Consider the following 20203-nt stretch of genomic DNA (forward strand, 5'->3'; position numbering starts at 1 on the left):
CCGCGGGCGTCCGGCCGGACTCACCGTCCGGCCGGACTCACCAGGCCAGGTCCTCGTCGCGGACCGTCTCGGTCCGGCAGTGGGAGACCGGTCCCCGGCGGCCGTCGGCGACGCAGATCCGCAGGTCCACGCTCCTGATCTCGCCCTTGGACTCGAACAGGTAGCCCACGCGGCTCCGGCCGTGGGAGGCGCAGAACCGGCGTTCGGGCGACCGGCCGGCGCCGCCCTCGAGGTAGTGGAACGTCGCCCGGATGGAGGCGCAGTGACCCGGGTGGCGGTCGAGGTCGTAGAGGCTGCCGTAGGCCTGGAAGTGCTTCTCGCTGAAGCTGGTGATCCACAGCTTGGCCTTGGCGTGGCCGGAGTGCTTGCGGGAGGACCGGATGGTCCCCAGGTCGTAGTCGCGCGCCGCCTGCGCGGCCGCTCCCGCCCTCGCCTCGGCGGCGGGCGCGGCGGTGGACAGGGCGGCGGGCACTCCCGCCGTGAGCACTCCCGCCGTGAGCACTCCGGCCAGCAGCAGTCCCCGGGCAACCGTACGCATCGTCTTCCCCTCTCGGCTGGTTCGTCACCAGTCATAGGGGCGGCCACTTGGAAGCGGCTTGCGGCTCACTGATCTTCCCCGCCCGCTGCCCCGCAGCCGGATCCGGCCGGAAAAGACAGCCGCAATCCCCAACATTGCGGATCTTCTCAGCGTCCAACCATCGGGATAGGAACGGGGGGACGCGCCGATGCCGCAGCCGGCGGCGCGTGCCATCGACACACGAACGGGGAGATCAGATGACAAGACAGGTGATCATCGAACCGGTCGACCGGCCGAGGCTGTCGGCGGAGCAGGTCAGGCAGGTGGCCGCGGCGCATCCGGCCGTGCTGGCCCACCTGGAGACCGCCGACGCCGACCGGCTCGTCCTGGGCGAGGCCCTGGCCCTGACGCACGATCCGGACGAGGGGGCCCCGTTCCGGGCGAGCGTCTTCGATCCGGTCTCCAACCGGGGGGTGGAGCTGCGCGGCACTCTCGACCGGCCGGAGAAGGCCGAGGTCGTGCCCAGTGCCTACCGGCCCAACCCGGACGCGCGGGAACTGCGCGCGGCCGCGGAGATCCTCCGGGCCGACGAGCGCTTCCCCGCCGGGGACGACGTCGTGGTCTACCAGCCGATGCCGCCGCTGGCCGATCTGGAGAACACCGACGGCACCACCGTGCGCCGTCCCACGCTGGGCGTCTACGCCCCCTCGGGGGACGTCAAGCACCGCATCGTCGCCGTCGACCCGGTCGCCCGGACGGTCGACTGGTCCCCGGCCGGGGTCAGCGTGGCCATGCACCCCGACCACCCCGACGACTGCGAGTCGCGCCTGCCCGCGCCGGTGGAGAGCCTGCGCGACCGGGGCGGCCCCGACGCGGTACGGCTGCGCGTGCTCGATGGCGGCACCGAGCTGTGGAACCTGATCGTGGTACGGCCCCGGGCCTCGGCCCCGCAGAACCCCGGCGACGGCTCGGGGGTGGAGCTGCGCGAGGTCCGCTATCGGGGCAGGCTGGTCTTCCGCCAGGCCCACGTGCCGATCCTCAACGTCCAGTACGAGGAGGACGGCGTCACCTTCCGCGACTGGCAGAACGAGGAGACCCGCTTCACGGCCAACGGCGCCGACCCGGTCGGCTGGGGCTGGCGGATCTGCGACCGCTCACCCAAGACCATCCTGGAGCGGCCCGACAACGACGCCGGCAACTTCCAGGGCGTGGCCTTCCACGACGACGACGGGGAGGTGCGGATCGTCAGCGAGATCGCAGCCGGCTGGTACCGCTACGTCTCGGAGTGGCGCCTGGCCGACGACGGCACGATCCGGCCGCGCTTCGGCTTCGCCGGGGTGCGCAACCCGCGCACCTGCATGCGTCACCGCCACCACGTCTACTGGCGCTTCGACTTCGACATCGAGGGCTCCGACAACGACGTGATCGAGCAGCTCGACGAGACCGGTCCCGGGACCACGACGGCGACCCAGATCGTGCGGGAGGTGGCCCGCAGGCGCCGCCGCCCGGCGCGGTTCTGGCAGGTCACCGACAAGGCCAGCGGGCGCGGCTACCGGATCGTCCCCGGCGAGCACGACAACACCGCCGATCCCTACGGCATCGCCGACCTGTGGTTCCTGCGCCGGCGCGGGACCGAGCTGTACGACGGCAACCCCGACGAGGACAACCGCGCGATGCTCGACCGGTTCGTCAACGGCGAGAGCGTCAGCGGCACCAACGTCGTCGTCTGGTACGCCGGCCACTTCCGCCACGACCAGAACGCCCCCCACCCGCACCAGGGCCACATCGTCGGCCCCGACCTCGTCCCGGTCACCTGACCGGCCACGTGACCGGATGACGGCCGCGCCGCCGGGAGGGGTCCCTCCCGGCGGCGCACGCCGCAGGAGGCAGGGCGTGCGAGGCGTCGCGACGGAAGACGTCGCGGCGAGGAAAGGGGGTCCGGTCGTCGCCGGAGGCGGGCACGGCGATGACAGGGGAAGTGGGCGAGCGCTACACTCGTTTACTTGAGATCCAATCAAGCAAACAGATTTCCCACTATGGAGGATTCTACCAAAGCCATGGCACTCCGTCAACCCGGAACCGCTCCCCGCCCCGGCGGCGCGGCGACCGCGCTCACTGATGCCCTGCGCACCGAACAGGACCGTCTGACCGCGCTCTACGAGCGTCTGGACGTCGCCCGCGAACAGGCGCACGCCGCGCTCACCTCCGCTTTCGCCGCGGGCCAGGCCGGCGGCACCCGCCAGGCCCGGGTCGAGCGCGAGGTCTCCGCCGGGGAGCACTCCCGCCGCCTGGCCCGGCTGACCGGCGTCGAGCGCGGCCTGTGCTTCGGCAGGATCGACGAGACCGACGGCGAGACCCGCTACATCGGCCGGATCGGGCTGCGGGACGCCGAAGGCGAGATCATGCTCACCGACTGGCGCGCTCCGGCCGCCCGCCCCTTCTACACCGCCACCCCCGGCGATCCCGGGCCGCTGGTGCGCCGCCGCCACCTGCACACCCGCGACCGGACCGTGGTCGGCATCGACGACGAGGTGTTCGACCTGGACCGGCTGGGTGACAGCGCCCGGCGCACCCTCGTCGGCGAGGCCGCGCTGCTGGCGACGTTGCGGCGGGGCCGTACCGGCCGGATGGAGCAGGTGGTGGCCACCATCCAGACCGAGCAGGACCGGGTGATCCGCTCCGGCCTGGCGGGGGCGCTGGTCGTGCACGGCGGCCCCGGCACCGGCAAGACCGTCGCCGCGCTGCACCGGGCCGCCTACCTGCTCTACACCCACCGCGACGTGCTGGAACGGCGCGGCGTGCTCATCGTCGGGCCCAACACGCTGTTCTCCCGCTACATCGGCCAGGTGCTGCCCTCGCTGGGCGAGACCGACGTGGTGGTGGCCACCCTCGGCGAGCTGCACCCGGGGGTGCGCGCCACCGCCGCCGACTCCCCCGCCGCCGCGGTCGTCAAGGGCGACGCTCGCATGGTCGAGGTCGTGGCCGCCGCGGTACGCGACCGCCAGCGCCTGCCCGACGGCGACCTGGAGATGACGATCCCGGTGCGGACCTCGCTGCGCGACGGGGTGGAGGTCGTGGTGGAGGAGATGACGATCAGCGCCCCGCACGCCGCCTGCGCCGCCGCCCGCGACCGGGCCAGGAACTCGGGCCTGCCGCACAACACGGCGCGGCGGCTGTTCGTGCTGGACGTGCTCACCGCGCTGGCCGTCGACGAGGCCGCCCGGCTGGAGGCGCAGGGCACGCTCAGCGCCGAGGAGGCGGCCGAACTGGACGCGCTCATCGCCGAGGCCGAGAGCGGGGCCGCCCGGCTGGACGCGCTCGCCGACGCCGGGCAGGCGGCCGAGCCGGACCCGTTCGACGTGGAGGAGCTCGCCGGGCTGGATCCGTTCACCGCCGAGGAGAACGCCTGGATGGACGGGCGCGACGCCGACGCCGGGCCGGACGCCGACGCCGGGGCCGAGGCGCTCATCGCCGACGAGGCGGACCTGCGCTACGCCCGCCAGGTGCTGTGGACGCACCCGGCGGTGCGCGAGGCGGTGGAGGGGCTGTGGCCGTACCTCACCCCGGAGCGGCTGATCGGCGAGTTCCTGGCCGATCCGGACGCGATCGCCTCGGCCGCGCCGCACCTGTCGCCCGCCGAGCGCGAGGCCCTGCTGCGGCCGCACGGCGCGCCGTGGACGCCCGGCGACGTCCCGCTGCTGGACGAGGCCGCCGAACTGCTCGGCGTCGACGAGGCCGAGCAGCGGGCCGCCCGCGAGGCCGAGGCGGAGCGGCGCAGGCAGGAGGAGGCCTACGCCCAGGGCGTGCTGGAGCTCACCGGCCTGGTCGACAGCGGGCTGGTGGAGACCAGGCTGCTGGAGGCCGACATGCTGGCCGAGCGCAATGAGGACTCCGGCCCGGACAGGACCACCGCCCAGCGGGCCGCGGCCGACCGCACCTGGGCCTACGGGCACGTCATCGTCGACGAGGCGCAGGAGCTGTCGGCGATGGCGTGGCGGACGGTGATGCGGCGGGTCCCGGCCCGCTCGCTGACGGTCGTCGGCGACCTGTCGCAGACGGGTTCGGCGGCCGGGGCCCGCTCGTGGGGCGAGATGCTCGACCCCTACCTGGAGGGCCGCTGGCGCGAGGAGCGGCTGACGGTCAACTACCGCACCACGGCCCGGATCATGGCGGTCGCCGCCGACGTGCTGGCCGCGGTCGACCCCGGCGCCCGGGCGCCCGAGCCGGTCCGCGAGGACGGAGAGACGCCGCGCGCGGTGCGGCTGGACGCCGCGGGCGGGCTCGCGGGCCTGGTCGCCCTAGTGGAGGCGGAGCTGGCGGCGGTCAGGGCTGGCCTGGCCGAGCCGGAAACCGAGGACGCGACCGGGGACGCGACCGGCCACGGTCCCGCCGACTCCCTCGCCGGCTCCGACGTCACGGCCGGAGCGGACGCGGGGCGGCTGGCGGTGATCGTCCCCGACGCCCGCCACGCCGAGGTGGCCTCGCTGTTCCCGCACGACGCCCAGGACGTGCTCGACCGCCCGGTCGCCGTGCTGACGCCCGCCACCGCCAAGGGCCTGGAGTTCGACGCGGTCGTGGTGGTCGAGCCCGCCGAGATCCTCGCCCGGGGGTCCATGGGCGGACGTGATCTCTACGTCGCGGTCACCCGCGCCACCCGGCGGCTGACCGTGGCGCACCAGGGCCCGCTGCCGGAGATGCTCTCCCGCCTGGAACACCGCTAGGGCCCGGCCGGGCGGCGGACCCGCCCGGACCTGGCCGAACAGATTCGAAGATCGTTCGGTCTTGTTGTAAGCGCTTACATGTGTAAGCGTGCCGAGCATGGAATCGCCGTCGTCCCACGGGGAAGCGGGCAGCGCCGGAGGCCGTCGCGCAAACGTGACGATCTACGAGGTCGCCGAACGGGCCAGTGTGTCGATCGCGACCGTCTCACGGGTGCTGCGGGGCAACGTCCCCGTCTCCCCCGGCACGGCCGCGCGGGTACGCGCGGCCGTCGCCGAGCTCCGGTACCGGCCCAGTCATCTGGGCCGGGGGCTGGCCGAGCGCCAGCACGCCGCCAACGGCATCGTCTTCCCCGACCTGTCCGGCCCCTACTACGCCGAGGTCGTCCTGGGCTATGAGTCGGTGGCCGCCGAGCTCGGCCGCTCGGTGCTGATCCTGTCCAGCCACGGCCGCCCCACCGCCAGGGACATGGTCATGGAACTGGCCGCGCGGGTGGACGGGCTGGTGTTCTGCACCCGGACCGTGGACGACGAGACGGTCCGCGAGGTCGCCGCGACCGGCACGCCGGTCGTGCTGATCGCCCGCCCACCGGTCGCCGACGTCGACACGATCACCACGGAGAACCGGGACTCGGCGGCGCTGCTGGCCGAGCACCTGCTCGGCCACGGATACCGGCGCGTCGTCTTCCTCGGGGACGCCGACCGCTCCTCGGACTTCGCCGAGCGCTTCGAGGGCGTCCGGCAGATCATTCCCGCCATCGTCCCGGTCGCCTGCGGCTTCGACGAGAACAGCGGTTTCCGGGCCGCGGAAGCCGTACGACGGCAGCGACCGGACGCGGTGATCTGCTGCAACGACGAGGTCGCGCTCGGCCTGACCAGCGCCACGGCAGGGAGCGTGCCCGTCACCGGATGGGACGACGTGATGGCCGCCCGGTACGCCGGCCTGACCACTGTCCGCCAGCCCATGCGGGAGCTGGGAGCCCGCGCGGCGCGGCTGCTCGACGAGCGCATCACCGGTGCCAGGGGTGAGCCGCACCACGACGTCCTTCCCACCCGGCTCATCGTCCGTTCGAGCTGCGGGCCTCACCCCAAGGAGGAGACATGAAACGCCTGACCACCGTCGCGGTGGCGCTCGCCGCGCTGACCGCGCTGAGCGGATGCGGCCGCGAGGCCGGCGGCCCCGCCCCGGACCGGCCCGCCGAGACCGGCGCGGGTCCCGCGCGGGGAACGGTCAGCGTGTGGGCGATGGGAACCGAGGGCGAGAAGCTGTCGGTCCTGGCCGAGGGCTTCGAGGCGGCCAATCCCGGAGTGGAGGTCGAGGTCACCGCGATCCCCTGGGACGGAGCCCATGACAAGATCGCATCAGCGATCGCGGGCCGCGCCACCCCGGACATGAGCATGATCGGCACAACCTGGATGGGCGAGTTCGCCAGGACGGGGGCGCTCGACCCGACCCCGCCCGGTTTCGACGAGGACGCCTACTTCCCCGGGGCCTGGGCCACCACCGTCGTGGACGGCACCTCCTACGGCGTGCCGTGGTACGTCGAGACCCGGCTCATCTACTACCGAACCGACCTGGCCGAGAAGGCCGGGGTGAAACCGCCCGCCGACTGGGCCGGGCTCAAGTCCTTCGCCAAGGGGATGCGCGACAGGGGCGGCGCCAGGTACGGCATCGCCCTGCCGCCCGGCGGGACCGGCTCCTGGCAGACGTTCCTGCCGTTCGCCTGGCAGCAGGGCGCCTCGCTCACCGGCGCCGACGGCGGCTTCACCCTCGACACCCCGCAGACGGCCAAGGCCCTGGAGTACTACCTGTCGTACTTCGAGGAGGGCCTGTCCCCCGCCGCTCTGCAACCCGGCGAGCTGGAGCAGGGCTTCATCGACGGCGAGATCGCCTCGTTCGTCTCCGGCCCGTGGCACATCGGCGTGCTGAAGGAGCAGGCCGAGGACGTCCTGGACGGCAGGCTCGGCGTGACCGGGATGCCGGAGGAGGAAACCGGCGCCTCGTTCATCGGCGGCGCCGACCTGGCGGTCTTCAAGGACGCCGGCAACCGCGACGGCGCCTGGAAGTTCGCCGAGTACCTGTCCCGGCCGGAGGTCCAGGCCACCTGGTACCGCACCGTGAACGACCTGCCCGCGGTCAAGGACGGCTGGAGCGGCATCACCGACCCGATGCTGAAGGTCTTCGGCGAGCAGCTCGGCGAGACCCGGACGCCGCCCGCCGTATCGACCTGGGAGCAGGTGGCCTCGGTCATCGACGACGAACTGGAGAAGGCCGCCAAGGGCCGTACGACGGGCGAGGCGGCGCTCAAGTCGATGCAGCGGAAGGCGACGGCCATCGGGACCGGGACCTGACATGGCCGTACGCACCGTACGCGACCGCGCGCCGGCCCTGGCCGCACCGCGCAGGACCGGCCTCAGCGACCGGACGCGGCGGGGCCTGGCCGCCTGGGGCTTCGCCCTGCCGTTCCTGGCGCTTTTCCTGACCTTCACGGCGGGGCCGGTGCTGGCCTCCCTCCTGATGAGCTTCACCGATCTGCGCAGCTCCGACCTGCGCGATCCGCTCGCCGTGGACTTCGTCGGGCTGGACAACTACGCCCGGCTGCTGCAGGACGAGGTGTTCCTGCAGGCCGCGGCCAACACCCTCTACTTCGTCTCGGCGGGCGTGCCACTGACGATCTTGTGCGCGCTGGGCGTGGCCGTGCTGCTCGACAAGGGCGTGACACGGCTGCGCGCCTTCTTCCGCCTCGGCTTCTACCTGCCGGTGGTGACCAGCATCGTCGCGGTCGCCGTGGTGTGGCGTTTCCTGCTTCAGCCGGAGACCGGACCGGTCAACCAGTTGCTGCGGCTGGCCGGGATCGACGGCCCGCACTGGCTCACCGACCCGGTGTGGGCCATGCCCGCCCTGATCGTGATGGCGGCCTGGCGCAACATGGGCTACCTGATGGTCGTCTTCCTGGCCGGGCTCCAGGCGATCCCGCGCGAACTGTACGAGGCCGCCCAGGTCGACGGCGCGGGAGCGTGGGCGCGTTTCCGCCGGATCACCCTGCCGATGCTGCGGCCCACGCTGCTGTTCGGCGCTGTGATCACCGGAATCGGCTATCTCCAGTTCTTCGAGGAGCCGCTGGTGATGACCCGGGGCGGGCCGCTCAACACGACGATGTCGGTCTCCTACGCCATCTACGACCAGTTCGGCTTCGGCAACTACGACTACGCCTCGGCCATGAGCTACGCGCTGTTCGTCGCGATCATCGTGCTGACCTTCGTGCAGTTCCGGCTGCTGAGGCCCCGGACATGACGGCGGCCGTCTCACGGGCCCGCGGCGGGCACCGGGCCCGGCGGTCCGGCGGCAACCGGGTGTGGGCGGTCTACACGGCGCTCGCGATCGCGCTGGCCGTGGCGGGCAGCCCGTTCGCCTGGATGCTGTCCGGTTCGTTCAAGACCGATGCCGAGATCCGCCGGATCCCGCCGACGTGGCTGCCGGACCAGGCGACGCTGGACAACTACCGGGAGCTGTTCGAGCGGCTGGACTTCCCGCGCTACTTCGCCAACTCGCTGATCGTCACCGGCGCGGTCACCGCAGGCAACCTGGTGTTCTGCTCGATGCTCGGCTACGCGCTGGCGAAGATCGACTTCCCGGGCCGGCAGGCGCTGTTCGCGCTGGTCATGGCCGCCCTCATGGTTCCCGGAGCGGTCACCTTCGTCCCCCTGTTCGTGCTGATCAGCAATCTGGGGCTGGTGGACACTCACCTGGGCATGATCCTGCCCTTCCTCGCCGGGCCGTTCGGTGTGTTCCTGATGCGGCAGTACATCTCCGGGCTGCCCGACGAGGTGATCGACGCGGCCCGTGTCGACGGCGCCGGAGAGCTGCGGATCTTCGCGCGGATCGTCGTGCCGCTGGCCCGGCCCGCGCTCGCGGCCCTGGGCATCCTCACCTTCCTGAGCACCTGGAACAGCTTCCTGTGGCCACTGGTCGTGGCGCAGAGCGAGGAGAGGTACACCCTCCCGGTCGCCCTCGCCCTGTACTCGATCGGACAGAACCAGACCAGGTTCGGTCTGCTGCTGGCCGGGGCCGTGGTCGTGGTCGTGCCGGTCCTGGTGGTGTTCGTCGCCCTCCAACGCTTCTTCGTCCAGGGAATCGCAATGACGGGACTGAAATGAAACGCATCATCGCCATCGTCGCCGTGTGCCTTCTCTGCACGGCCTTCACCGTCCCGGTGCGGGACGACCCCCTGATGAGGTACGCCAGGGACACCTGGCGGTCCCTGACCGCCTCGGTCCACCCCGGCACGCACCTGATCGCCGACAACATCGACGCCACGCTGACCAGGCCGAGCCGCTACACCTCCCCCACCAACATCGGCGCCTACCTGTGGAGCACGGTCGTCGCCCGGGACCTGGGGATCATCAAGGCGCGGGAGGCCCACCGACGCATCGACGAGACGCTGACCGCGCTGGCCGGGCTGGAGCGGCACGAGGCCTCGGGCATGTTCTACAACTGGTACGACCCGGCCGACGGCGCCCTCCTGCGCACCTGGCCCGACGACGGCAGCACCGTCCACCCGTTCCTGTCCAGTGTGGACAACGGCTGGCTGGCCGCGGCGCTGATGGTGGTGCGCAACGCGGTGCCCACGCTGCGGGGGCGGGCCGACGCGCTGCTGAAGCCCATGGACTTCGGGTTCTATTACAACGCCGCCTCGCGCGGCCCCGAGGTCGGGGCCGGCGCGCTGCGCGGGGGATTCTGGGACGTCGAACCGCCCGGCTGCTCGGTGCAGGGCAACTACCGGGGACGCGGCCCGGACGTCTTCTACACCTGCCACCACTACGACACGCTCAACAGCGAGCCGCGCATCGCCAGCTACATCGGCATCTCCCTCGGCCAGATCCCCGCCGAGCACTACTTCGCCCTGTGGCGCACGCTGCCCGGCACCTGCGAATGGGGCTGGGCCGAGCAGAAGCCCGTGGGGTCGTGGACCGAGCACCTGGGCATCCCGGTGTTCGAGGGCGCCTACCGGTACCGGGGCCTGCAACTCGTCCCCACCTGGGGCGGGGACATGTTCGAGGAGCTGATGCCGGACCTGTTCGTGCCCGAGGCGGCGTGGGGCCCGCGAAGCTGGGGCGTCAACCACCCCCGCCACGTCCGGGCGCAGATCATCCACGGCCTGCAGGAGGCGAGGTACGGCTACTGGGGCTTCTCCCCGGCCAGCGACCCGGCCGGTGGTTACCGCGAGTACGGCGTGGACGCGATCGGCCAGCAGTCCGACGGCTACACCTCCGACCAGGAGCGCACCACGGTCGACCCCGGCTTCGGCGAGTGCCGGCCGGCCCAGCCCGAGCCCGCCTCCTACGGTGACGGCGTCGTGACCCCGCACGCGGTGTTCCTGGCACTGCCGTACGCCAGGCGTGAGGCGACCGACAACCTCGCCCGCATCGCCCGGGACTTCGACGCCTACGGGCCGGGCGGCTTCTACGACGCCGTCGCCGTGCGATCCGGGACGGTCGCCCGGCGCCATCTCGCACTGGACCAAGGAATGATCATGGCCGCGCTCGGCAACCTGCTGGGCCGCGACAGCGTGCGCCGTCACTTCACCCGCGGCCAGGTCGAACAGGCCGTCAAGCCGCTGCTGCGCATCGAGGAGTTCAATGTCTAGTTCGACGTCCGACGCCAGAAGCGACTGGGAGGAGCGCATCGGCCTCCGGTCCGGGGAGGCGCGGCGGGGGCGGGTACCCCGGCTGCCCGCCCCCGCGGGACTGACGGCCCGGCCGGGACGGAGCCAGGTGACCTTGACCTGGGAGCCCGTCGAGGGGGCCGCCGGCTACCTGGTCCATCGCGCCGCGGAACCGGGCGGGCCGTACGAGCCCGTCGACCACCTCGGCCGGGACGTGCTGGCCGTGCCGCACCCGCCCTACGCCGACACCACCGGCGTGCCGGACCGGCAGGCCTGGTACGCGGTGGCGGCGGTCGCCGCGGTGGAGGCGATCGGCGAGCTGTCGGCGCCCGTGCCGGCGACTCCCCTGGCCGGGACGGGCGGCGAGGTGCGGATCACGGTGGGCAGCCGTGACGTCGTGCGGGAGCTCCCCCGCCCCTGGCGGCCGATGATCGGCTCGGAACATCTCAGCCACATGCTCTGCCCGGACCTGTCCGGTGGCCGCCCCATCGGCCGGGAGCTCACCGAGGCTCTGCGGATCGCCCGCGACGAGCTCGGCGTGCAGACGGTCCGCGCCCACGGGATCCTCTGCGACGACCTGGGCGTCTACCGAGAAGGCAGGCCGTACGACTTCAGCGGCGTCGACCGCGTCTACGACCGGCTGCTGGAGATCGGCCTGCGGCCGGTGGTGGAGCTGTCGTTCATGCCACGCGACCTGGCCTCCGACCCCGCCCTGACCGTCTTCGCCTACGGCGCGATCATCTCACCGCCCAGGGACTGGGACCGCTGGGGCGATCTGGTCCAGTCCTTCACCGCGCACCTGGTCGACCGGTACGGCGCCGCCGAGGTGCGCGACAGGTGGTCGTTCGAGGTGTGGAACGAGGCCAACCTGGAGGTGTTCTGGGGCGGCACCCCGGAGCAGTACGTCCGGCTGTACGACGTGTCCGCGCGAGCGGTCAAGGAGGTCGATCCGGCCCTGCGCGTCGGCGGCCCCTCCTCCGCCGCGGCGGGCTGGGTGGACGAGTTGCTGGCCGGCGCGCGCGAACCCGTCGATTTCGTCTCCACCCACACCTACGGCAGCCCGCCGCTCGACCTGCGCCCGGTCCTGGAGCGGCACGGCAGAGCGGGCACGCCCATCTGGTGGACCGAGTGGGGGGTGACCCCCGTGCACTTCAACGAGGTCAGCGACGCCGTGTTCGCGGCGGTCTTCCTGGCCAGGGGCATGAAGTCGGCGGGCGGGCGGATCGACGCCCTGTCGTACTGGGTGGCCTCGGACCACTTCGAGGAACTGGGCCGCCCCGCCGAACTGCTGCACGGCGGCTTCGGGCTGCTGACCGTGGGCAACCTGCGCAAACCACGCTTCCATGTGCTGGCACTGCTGGAGCGGCTCGGCCGGCACGAGGTGGCCGTGGACTACGACGGTGACGGAGCGGGCTCCCTGGTGGAGGCGTGGGCCGCCGGGGACGACGACGGCAGGATCACCGTCGCGGTCTGGAACGGCACGCTGGACCAGTCCAAGGCCGCGGGCGAACCCCTGCTGGACAGGCAGGTGACCGTACGGCTGACCGGTCTGGAGACCGGACGCTACGAGCTGCGGCACCTGCGCGTGGACCGGGAGCACTCCAACATCGCCTCGGTGTGGGGCCGGATCCGCGACGGCGGGGCGTGGCCGACGCCGGATCAGTGGGAGACGCTGCGCCGGGCCGACCGCCTCGATGAGCTGCACGCCCCCCGCGTGGTCGAACCCGTCGCCGGGACGGTGGAGACCGTCTTCCACCTGCCCATGCCCGGCATGTCCTTCCTGGAGCTCCTCCCCCGCCGCTGACCCGCTGGAGAAGGTGCCCTCCTGTGACCGCAGTCCTCGAGGAACGCGCGCCGGGGAAGTCCCTCTTCGCCGGCCGTGCCCGGGAGACGGCCCGCCTGCAGACGGCCCTCACCGCCTGCAGGCGGGGGACCCCGGTCCTGCTGGAGATCGTCGGCGACCCGGGGATCGGCAAGACCCGCCTGCTGAGCGAGCTGACCGCCCTGGCCGGCGGCACGATGACCGTGCTGTCGGGCAGGGTGTCGGAGTTCGAGCGCGAGCGCTCCTTCGGGGTGTTCGCCGAGCCGGTCCGCGAGATCCTCCGAGCTCGCCCGTCGCTCCTGCACGGGCTGGACGGCCGCATGCGCGCGCTGCTGGAGGAGGTCGCATCCGGCCTCGCCCCGCGCGAGCGGAACGGCCCGTACGCGCCGCCGGACGCCGAGCGGTGCGCGTTCTTCGGGACGGTGCGGCGGATGATCGAGCACGCGGCGGGGCGCGGGGGCGTCCTGCTGTGTCTCGACGACCTGCACTGGGCGGACGGCGGGACGGTGGCGCTGCTGCACCATCTGATACGCCACCCGCCCGCCGTCCCCCTGGTCGTGGCCTGCTCCTACCGGCCGCGGCAGGCTCCCGCGCAACTGGCGGCGTGCCTGCGGGACACCGCCGGTGCCGTCCAGTCCGACCGCATCGAGCTCGGGCCGCTGGACCGCGCCGCGGTCGACCAGTTCCTCGGCCGGCTCCTCGGCCCGGACGCCGCGACCGGCAGGCGGGCGTGGCTGCACCGGATCAGCGGCGGCAACCCGCGGTACCTGCACGCCCTGTCCCACCTCCGACACCCTCCACCGGAGGGCTCCGACACCGCCGGGACGTTCCTGGACGGCATGCCGGACTCCGTGCGCGCGACGCTTCTGGGTGAGCTGGCCTGGCTGGACCCCGGCCACCGCGAGGTGCTGCAGGTGGCGTCGGCACTCGGCGATCCGATCGACCCGGTTCTGCTCGCCGAGGTCATCGGCGGGGACGCCGCCACCGCGATGACTTTCCTGGACGCCCTGGCCGGCAGGGATCTGGTTCGCCCGGCGAACCGGGACGGGATCCGGCCCTCCTTCCGCTTCCGCCACCCGCTCCTGCGCCATCTGGTCTACGAGGAGACCCCGGCGAGCCGGCGGCTCCTGATACACCGCCGGGCCGAGCAGGCCCTGCGGCGTCGCGGCGCGGGCCCGGCCGAGCGCGCCCCGCACGTCGTCCGCTCCGCGCAGCGGGGCGACGCGGCGGCGCTACGGCTGCTGACCGAGGCCGCCGGACAGATCATGTCCACCGCACCGGCGGCCGCTGCCGCCTGGCTGCGCGCGGCCCTGCCGCTGGGCGGCGACGATCCCGGCGCACGGCTCGACGTGCTGGAGGGGCTCTCCCGCGCCCTCATCGCGACAGGCCGCCTTCAGGAGTGCAGACGGCTGCTGCCGGAGACGCTGGAGCTGCTCGGCTCGGACCGGCCGGACCGCCGACTGGAGATCATCACCCTCCACGCCACGGCCGAGCGGCTCCTGGGCGACTACCGTACGGCCTGCGCGATGCTCGCACCCGAGCTCCCCGCTCTGAAGGGCGTGCGCACCGCGGCGGGCAGCCGGTTGCGGCTGGAGCTGGCCGTGGTGAAGATGCTGCAGCACCGCCACGACGAATGCCTGCGGCTCGTCGAGGAGGCTCTCGCCTGCGCACCGGCCGGGGACGAGGCCCCCACCCGCACACCGGCCGGATCGGCACAGGCCCTCCCCCGCACACCGGCCGGATCGGTGCGGGACCTGCTTCCCGTCGCGGCGGCCTGTCTGGCGCTGAGCGCCGCCCACCGGGGTGACCACCGCTCGGCCGCCGGGCACGTACGGCGTGCCGCCGCGGCCTTCGACGCCGCCGGGGACCCGGAGCTGACACCGCGCCTGGACGCCCTCGCCCAGTTGGCCTGGGCGGAGGCCCTGACAGAGCGCCACCAGGACGCGCTGCGCCACTTCACCCGCGGGCTCGGCCTCGCCCGGCTGAGCGGGCAGGAGGCCGTCACGCCGTACCTGCTGCTGGGTCTGGCCTACGTCCGCATCACCACGGGGCGGGTGGAGGAGGCGCTGCACGCGGCCGCCGAGGCCGAGGAGGTCGCCTCCTCGCTCGGCAGGTCCGGCATGCTCGGCCTCGCCCTGGCCCTGCGGGGGTGGGCCGTCGCGATGCGCGACGGCCCCGAGGCGGCGGCCCCGCTCGCCGAACGGGGGTTGCACCACGTCAGCGTGCGCGGCCGACTGTGGGAGATCACCACCGGTGTCCTCGCCGGCATCCGGCTCGCGCAGCGACGGCCGGACGACTGCCTGGCCCTGCTGCGGTCCCTCGACGCGCACGCCCGCCGTCCGGGCCCACCGTCCCCTCTCGGGCCGATGCGGCACTGCCTGGCCGCCCTGGCCGCCGCGACGGCGGGCCGGACCGAGGAGGCTTCGCGGTGGGCCGGCCGGGCCGAGCAGGAAGCATGCGCGCAGGGGCTGGACGGCGCGACCGCCTTCGCCGCCCTGGCCCGCGCTCAGGCGGCCCCGCCGCAGGAGCGCGGGCGGGCCGGGCGGCTGCGCGAGGCCGCCGGCAAACTGTCGGCCGGCGGGCTCACGCTCGTGGAGTGCTCGACGCGGCTGCTGCTGGCCCGCGAGCTCATCGCGCTGCGCCGCCTCGACGAGGCCGGGGTGGAGGCGGAGCGGGCCAAGACGCTCGCCGACGCCTGCGGCGCCCGGTTCCTGTACGCCGAGGCGGTCAACGTCCAGCGCCGTATCGGCGCCTCACAGCCGCGTCCGCCGGCGGCGGACTCCGTACTCACCCTCAGGGAGAGCGAGATCGCCCGGCTGGTCGGCCTCGGCATGTCAAACCAGGCCATCGCCACGGCGCTCCACCTGTCGGTCAAAACCGTGGAGGCCCACCTCACCAAGATCTACCGGAAGCTGCGCGCGCGCTCCCGCTCGGCGCTTGCGGCCATGGTCACCGCCCGGCACGGCGAACGCGAGAGGGCCGCCCGGTTTCCGTGACCGCGGCGACGGAGCCTCGCGAACCCCCGCCCGCGGGCGTCGCGGACAGGGGCCGGACGACGCAGCCGGGCGGGGCCGACGGCGAGGGGCCGCGCGCCGGTCCACCGGCGCGCGGCCCTTTCGCCGAGTGCGGTTCGTCCGCCGTCAGGCGCGCGTGAGATACCAGGCGCCCACGCCGTCACACCCGTGCGAGTCGAAACTGGTGGTGCGGTAGCCGGGCGGGATGGGTGATCCCCCGCAGATCCACAGGCCGTTCTTGGCCAGTCGCTGGTACCAGGAGCCGACGCCGCTGCAGCCGTTGCGGTCATGACGGGTGGTGACGTATCCCGACACGACCGGCGAGCCGCCGCAGGTCCAGATGCCGTCCTTGACGAGCCGGTGGTACCAGGAGCCGATCCCGCGGCAGCCGTTGCGGTCGTGGTTGGTGATGACGTATCCGGACACGATCGGGGAGCCCGAGCAGGTCCAGATGCCGTCCTTGACGGGCCGGTTGTACCAGGAGCCGAGCCCGCCGCAGCCGTAGGGATCGTAGTCGGTGATGACGTTTCCGGACGGCACGGGCGCCCCGGAGCATCCCCAGCCGTCCATCGCGGTCGCCGACTCCGCCGCGGCGGCGGTCGCCCCCGTCAGGACGACGGCCGCCGCCAGCGCGACCGTCCCTGCCACGGCGGCGACCCTGGCACGCAGGACCGCCATCGCCGTACGACCCCACGACCGGTGAGGCCGGCCGTTCGGAATTGAGCCTCGTAACCTGTCCATGCGTAGAAGAGGGCCCTTTCCACGAAAGGAGGCACGGCTGCGGGCCATGCCTCTCGTCTTCCCGGTCACACGGTCGCGGACCGGGTCTCGTACGGGGTTTCGCCGAGCTGAGCCTGTACGACGGCCGTCGCGCCCCACGACAGGCACCCGCGCCTCCGAGTCAGTGCGGCGCTCCTGCGCGGGCTGGGGTTTCGGTCACGCCGGTCGCCGGCGGCCGTCTGAACCCCTCCACTGTCGCAATGCCCGCCCGCCCCTAGCATCGGGGGTATCCCTAGAAGATCGTTGAGGACTGTCGTCGGGTGCGATCACCGGCGGCGTGCAGCACCACGCCCGGGCCAGGTGGTCGACGTCGGGTCCGGAGTCCCACCGGGTCAGCCGCAGCGCCGCGACGGGGCGGCGCAGCGGTGACCCGGGCCGGCCTCGGCGGGACGCCCTGCGGGGCGACGGCGGCAACTCATGAGGATCAGTGTGGCGGCGGGGCGGAGACCGGCGGGAGGGCCAACTAGCCTGGGGCGGATCACGTCGTTCTCGAGGAGGAGATCGTCAATGTCGCCGGTTCTGGAGAGTACGGCCCGCGCCCTGCTGCGCAGGGTCGCCGCCGAGCAGGCCGAGTCGCGCCTGCCGTCGCTGGCCGCGGCCGTGGTGCGCGAGGGGCGGGTCGCCTGGTTCGGGGCGCGCGGCATGGTCGAAGACGCCGCGCCCACCCGCGCCACCCAGTACCGGATCGGCTCGATCACCAAGAGCATGGTCGCCGTCGTGGTCATGCGGCTGCGCGACGAGGGGCGGCTGGACCTGCTCGACCCGATCGGCAAGCACATCCCCGGCACGCCCGTGGACGAGGTGACGATCGCCCAGCTGCTGTCGCACACCGGCGGGCTGACCGCCGAGCCGCCCGGCCAGTGGTGGGAGCGCACGCCCGGCATGCCGTTCGAGGAGCTGCTGGCGCTGCTGGGCCCGGAGACCTCCCGGCACCGGCCGGGCCGCCGCTTCCACTACTCCAACCTGGGCTTCGGCCTGCTGGGCGAGCTGGTGGCCCGCCTGCGCGGGACGGACTGGGCGCAGGCCGTACGGCAGGAGGTCCTGGCCCCGCTGGGCATGCGCGACACCACCGCGCGCCCGCGCGCCCCGCACGCCACCGGCTACGCCGTGCACCCGTGGGCCGACGTGCTGCTGCCCGAGCCCGAGCACGACGCGGTCGCCCTGGCCCCGGCCGGGCAGATCTGGTCCACCCCGGACGACCTGGCCCGGTGGGCGGCGTTCGTGGCCGGTGACACCGGCGACGTGCTGGCCGAGGCCACCCTGGCGGAGATGCGCGAGCCCGCGACCGTCGAGGACGGCGACGCCTGGACCGGCGGGTACGGCCTGGGCCTGCAGCTGGCCAGGGCCGGCGGCCGCCGCCTGGCCGGGCACACCGGGTCCATGCCGGGCTTCCTGGCCACGGTCTGGGCCGACCCCGCCGACCGGGTGGGCGTGCTGTTCATGGCCAACTCCACCGCGGGGGTGCGCCGGACGCTGCTGACCGACCTGCTGGCCATCCTGGACGAGCACGAGCCGCGCCTGCCGGCCGAGTGGACGCCCTCGGCCGTCGATCCGGAGCTGCTGGAGCTGACCGGGCCCTGGTACTGGGGGCCGGCCGCCTACGCGCTGCGGCTGCTGGGCGGCCGGGACCTGTCGCTGACCCCGATCGGCGGCGCCGGGCGCGCCTCCCGCTTCTCGGCCCGGCCCGACGGCACCTGGCTGGGGCTGGACGGCTACTACGCCGGGGAGACGATGCGCCTGGTCCGCCGCCCCGACGGCTCGCCCGGCCACCTGGACCTCAACACGTTCGTATTCACCCGCACCCCCTACGACCCGCAGGCGGAGGTGCCCGGCGGCGTGGACCCGGACGGCTGGCGGGCCTGAGGCCACACGCACCCGGCCCGGCCCGGGGAAGTCACGCGGCCGGATCCGGGGAGCCGGTCAGCTCGCCCACCAGGGCGGCCGGTGCGCCGCTCAGCGGACCGTGCAGCACCTCCACCCGGTGCACCACGCGCGGCGCGGCCAGCGGGACGCCGACGACGCCGGGTCCGGTGAGCGGGCCCGGCACTCCGGCGGTGCCGTTCCGTACGGGCGTCCCCAGCTGTTCCGGCTGCTCCGCGTGGCCCGCCAGCGCGGAGACGGGCAGCAGGGTCAGGCCGTGCCCGGCGGCGACCAGGGACGTCACCGTACGCAGGTCATGACCGTCGTAACGGAACACGCTCCGGAAGCCCTCCTGCCCGGCGGGCAGGCCGGCCACCTCGCGCAGCCGCTCCATCGCGGCCACGGCAGGAGCCCGCAGCCACAGCGCCCCGGCCAGGTCGGCCAGGTCCAGGCCCCGCCTGCGCGCCAGCGGGTGACCGGAGGGCAGGACGACCACCAGGGACTCCTCGGCCACGCCGACGGCGGTCAGCGGGCCGACGTCGGGCAGGCGGAGCGGGTCGCTGGGCGCGGCGATCCCGTCGAGCAGTCCCACCTCGGCCACGCCGGAGGCGACCTGCTCGGCGACGTCCCGGCGGCCCACGCTGCGCAGCGTCACCTCCAGGCGCGGCCCGCGCAGGCGGCGGGCGAGCGCGGGCGGGCAGGCCAGCGGGGAGGCGGCCACGACCAGCCCGCGCGGCGGTCCGGCCGCGGCGCGCAGCACGTCGGCGCGGGCGGCGCGGTGGCGCAGCAGCAGCGGTTCGGCGTGCTCCAGCAGGCGCTGCCCGGCCGGGGTGGGCGCCACCGGGCGGCGGTGCAGCAGCGGCGTGCCCAGATCCGCCTCCAACGCCGCGACCTGCTGTGACACCGCCGACTGGGTGTAGCCGAGTTCTCCGGCCGCCGCGGAGAACGAGTTCAGGCGGGCGACGGTGACGAACGTGCGCAGCAGATGCGGATCCACGGTGCATCAGTATCGCTTATCGACTCAGCAATAATCATCGTTGGCGCTTACCTGGGCCCGGCCGCAAGGATGAGGGACATGACCACCGCGACAGTCGCCCTGGTCGGCGACCGATCTCCCAGTGTCCAGGCCCACACCCGCATCCCCGGCCTCCTGGCGGCGCTGCACGAGCGCGACGGGCTGACGCTGGACGCCTACTGGATCCCCACCACCGACGCCGACGACCTGACCGGGTTCGACGCGATCTGGATGCTGCCCGGCAGCCCGTACCGCAGCGAGGCCGGGGCGGTGAACGCCGCCCGCACCGCCCGCGAGCACGGCATCCCGTTCCTGGGTACCTGCGGCGGGTTCCAGCACACCATGCTGGAGTACGCCCGCAACGTCCTGGGCCTGGCCGTGGCGCACGCCGAGAACGACCCGGACGCCGAGGACTTCCTGCTGGTGCCGCTGGAGTGCTCGCTGGCCGGTCACGAGGACGAGGTACGGCTGACGCCCGGCTCGCTGGCCGAGCGGATCGTCGGGGCGGAGCGGACCACGGAACGTTACTCCTGCAACTTCGGGCTCAACGCCGCCTACCTGCCGCGCCTGGAGGCGGGCGGGCTGCGCTTCACCGGCCGGGACGGGGCGGGGGCCGTACGGATCCTGGAACTGCCGGACCACCCGTTCTTCCTGGCCACGCTCTTCCAGCCCGAGCTCGCCGGGGACGGCACCCGCCCGCACCCGATCATCGCCGCGTTCGCCGCGGCCGCCGTCGCCCACGCCGCACGGGTTCCGGTGTCCTGAGCCGCGCGACCGGACGGCCGCAGAGCCTGCGGAACGCTCGGGCGGG

Annotated in this window: 14 protein-coding genes; 11 read left to right on the top strand and 3 right to left on the bottom strand. The window is 73.7% G+C overall.

What is annotated here, in order from left to right; translation table 11 throughout:
• Positions 1-37: 37 nt before the first annotated feature.
• Positions 38-538, bottom strand: coding sequence for a hypothetical protein (locus Psi01_RS37230; protein WP_204068874.1), 501 nt, complete (start codon positions 536-538; stop codon positions 38-40).
• Between the two features lie 236 nt (positions 539-774).
• On the opposite strand from Psi01_RS37230, the gene Psi01_RS37235 reads away from it, so the two are divergent.
• The 9 genes from Psi01_RS37235 to Psi01_RS37275 all read left to right on the top strand — a co-directional run bounded on the left by Psi01_RS37235 (position 775) and on the right by Psi01_RS37275 (position 15719).
• Positions 775-2334, top strand: coding sequence for a hypothetical protein (locus Psi01_RS37235; protein ID WP_204068875.1), 1560 nt, complete (start codon positions 775-777; stop codon positions 2332-2334).
• Between the two features lie 240 nt (positions 2335-2574).
• Entirely contained in the window at positions 2575-5238 is a 2664-nt protein-coding gene (locus tag Psi01_RS37240; protein ID WP_204068876.1) for a HelD family protein, read from the top strand.
• A gap of 154 nt (positions 5239-5392) precedes the next feature.
• Entirely contained in the window at positions 5393-6340 is a 948-nt protein-coding gene (locus Psi01_RS37245) for a LacI family DNA-binding transcriptional regulator (RefSeq protein ID WP_204068877.1), read from the top strand.
• Positions 6337-7587 carry a sugar ABC transporter substrate-binding protein gene (locus Psi01_RS37250; protein WP_204068878.1) on the top strand — a complete coding sequence of 417 codons (1251 nt, stop codon included), beginning with the start codon at positions 6337-6339 and terminating at the stop codon, positions 7585-7587. The genes Psi01_RS37245 and Psi01_RS37250 overlap by 4 nt, the downstream gene beginning before the upstream one ends.
• 1 nt (position 7588) lies before the next feature.
• On the top strand, positions 7589-8530 hold the full coding sequence (locus Psi01_RS37255) for a carbohydrate ABC transporter permease (RefSeq protein WP_204068879.1): 942 nt from the start codon (positions 7589-7591) through the stop codon (positions 8528-8530).
• Positions 8527-9393, top strand: coding sequence for a carbohydrate ABC transporter permease (locus Psi01_RS37260; RefSeq protein ID WP_204068880.1), 867 nt, complete (start codon positions 8527-8529; stop codon positions 9391-9393). Before Psi01_RS37255 ends, Psi01_RS37260 begins: the two co-directional genes overlap by 4 nt.
• On the top strand, positions 9390-10883 hold the full coding sequence (locus tag Psi01_RS37265; RefSeq protein ID WP_204068881.1) for a glucoamylase family protein: 1494 nt from the start codon (positions 9390-9392) through the stop codon (positions 10881-10883). Before Psi01_RS37260 ends, Psi01_RS37265 begins: the two co-directional genes overlap by 4 nt.
• The gene (locus Psi01_RS37270; protein WP_204068882.1) at positions 10876-12705 is read left to right on the top strand and encodes a GH39 family glycosyl hydrolase; all 1830 of its coding nucleotides are present in this window, start codon (positions 10876-10878) and stop codon (positions 12703-12705) included. The genes Psi01_RS37265 and Psi01_RS37270 overlap by 8 nt, the downstream gene beginning before the upstream one ends.
• Before the next feature lie 23 nt (positions 12706-12728).
• Positions 12729-15719, top strand: a complete 2991-nt coding sequence (locus tag Psi01_RS37275; RefSeq protein ID WP_204068883.1) for an ATP-binding protein — start codon at positions 12729-12731, stop codon at positions 15717-15719.
• Between the two features lie 144 nt (positions 15720-15863).
• Here Psi01_RS37275 and Psi01_RS37280 read toward each other — a convergent pair whose 3' ends face one another.
• The gene (locus Psi01_RS37280) at positions 15864-16415 is read right to left on the bottom strand and encodes a hypothetical protein (RefSeq protein ID WP_204068884.1); all 552 of its coding nucleotides are present in this window, start codon (positions 16413-16415) and stop codon (positions 15864-15866) included.
• Positions 16416-17024: 609 nt separating this feature from the next.
• On the opposite strand from Psi01_RS37280, the gene Psi01_RS37285 reads away from it, so the two are divergent.
• Positions 17025-18380, top strand: coding sequence for a serine hydrolase domain-containing protein (locus Psi01_RS37285; protein WP_204068885.1), 1356 nt, complete (start codon positions 17025-17027; stop codon positions 18378-18380).
• A 31-nt stretch (positions 18381-18411) separates the two neighbouring features.
• On the opposite strand, the gene Psi01_RS37290 is transcribed toward Psi01_RS37285, so the two are convergent.
• A complete protein-coding gene (locus Psi01_RS37290; protein WP_204068886.1) occupies positions 18412-19374 on the bottom strand; it encodes a LysR family transcriptional regulator in 963 nt (320 codons plus the stop codon).
• Positions 19375-19452: 78 nt separating this feature from the next.
• On the opposite strand from Psi01_RS37290, the gene Psi01_RS37295 reads away from it, so the two are divergent.
• Positions 19453-20157, top strand: a complete 705-nt coding sequence (locus tag Psi01_RS37295; protein WP_204068887.1) for a CTP synthase C-terminal region-related (seleno)protein — start codon at positions 19453-19455, stop codon at positions 20155-20157.
• Positions 20158-20203 lie beyond the last annotated feature (46 nt).

Origin of the sequence: Paraplanobispora siamensis, from assembly GCF_016863175.1 — a bacterium.
In the GTDB taxonomy this organism is placed as follows: domain Bacteria; phylum Actinomycetota; class Actinomycetes; order Streptosporangiales; family Streptosporangiaceae; genus Planobispora; species Planobispora siamensis.

Excerpts from the sequence above, each read along its gene's own strand:
- Psi01_RS37260 (WP_204068880.1), top strand. The coding sequence starts at position 8,527 with ATGACGGCGGCCGTCTCACGGGCCCGCGGCGGGCACCGGGCCCGGCGG.
- Psi01_RS37280 (WP_204068884.1), bottom strand. The coding sequence starts at position 16,415 with ATGGCGGTCCTGCGTGCCAGGGTCGCCGCCGTGGCAGGGACGGTCGCG.
- Psi01_RS37235 (WP_204068875.1), top strand. The coding sequence starts at position 775 with ATGACAAGACAGGTGATCATCGAACCGGTCGACCGGCCGAGGCTGTCG.
- Psi01_RS37265 (WP_204068881.1), top strand. The coding sequence starts at position 9,390 with ATGAAACGCATCATCGCCATCGTCGCCGTGTGCCTTCTCTGCACGGCC.
- Psi01_RS37240 (WP_204068876.1), top strand. The coding sequence starts at position 2,575 with ATGGCACTCCGTCAACCCGGAACCGCTCCCCGCCCCGGCGGCGCGGCG.
- Psi01_RS37270 (WP_204068882.1), top strand. The coding sequence starts at position 10,876 with ATGTCTAGTTCGACGTCCGACGCCAGAAGCGACTGGGAGGAGCGCATC.
- Psi01_RS37250 (WP_204068878.1), top strand. The coding sequence starts at position 6,337 with ATGAAACGCCTGACCACCGTCGCGGTGGCGCTCGCCGCGCTGACCGCG.
- Psi01_RS37295 (WP_204068887.1), top strand. The coding sequence starts at position 19,453 with ATGACCACCGCGACAGTCGCCCTGGTCGGCGACCGATCTCCCAGTGTC.
- Psi01_RS37285 (WP_204068885.1), top strand. The coding sequence starts at position 17,025 with ATGTCGCCGGTTCTGGAGAGTACGGCCCGCGCCCTGCTGCGCAGGGTC.
- Psi01_RS37230 (WP_204068874.1), bottom strand. The coding sequence starts at position 538 with ATGCGTACGGTTGCCCGGGGACTGCTGCTGGCCGGAGTGCTCACGGCG.
- Psi01_RS37255 (WP_204068879.1), top strand. The coding sequence starts at position 7,589 with ATGGCCGTACGCACCGTACGCGACCGCGCGCCGGCCCTGGCCGCACCG.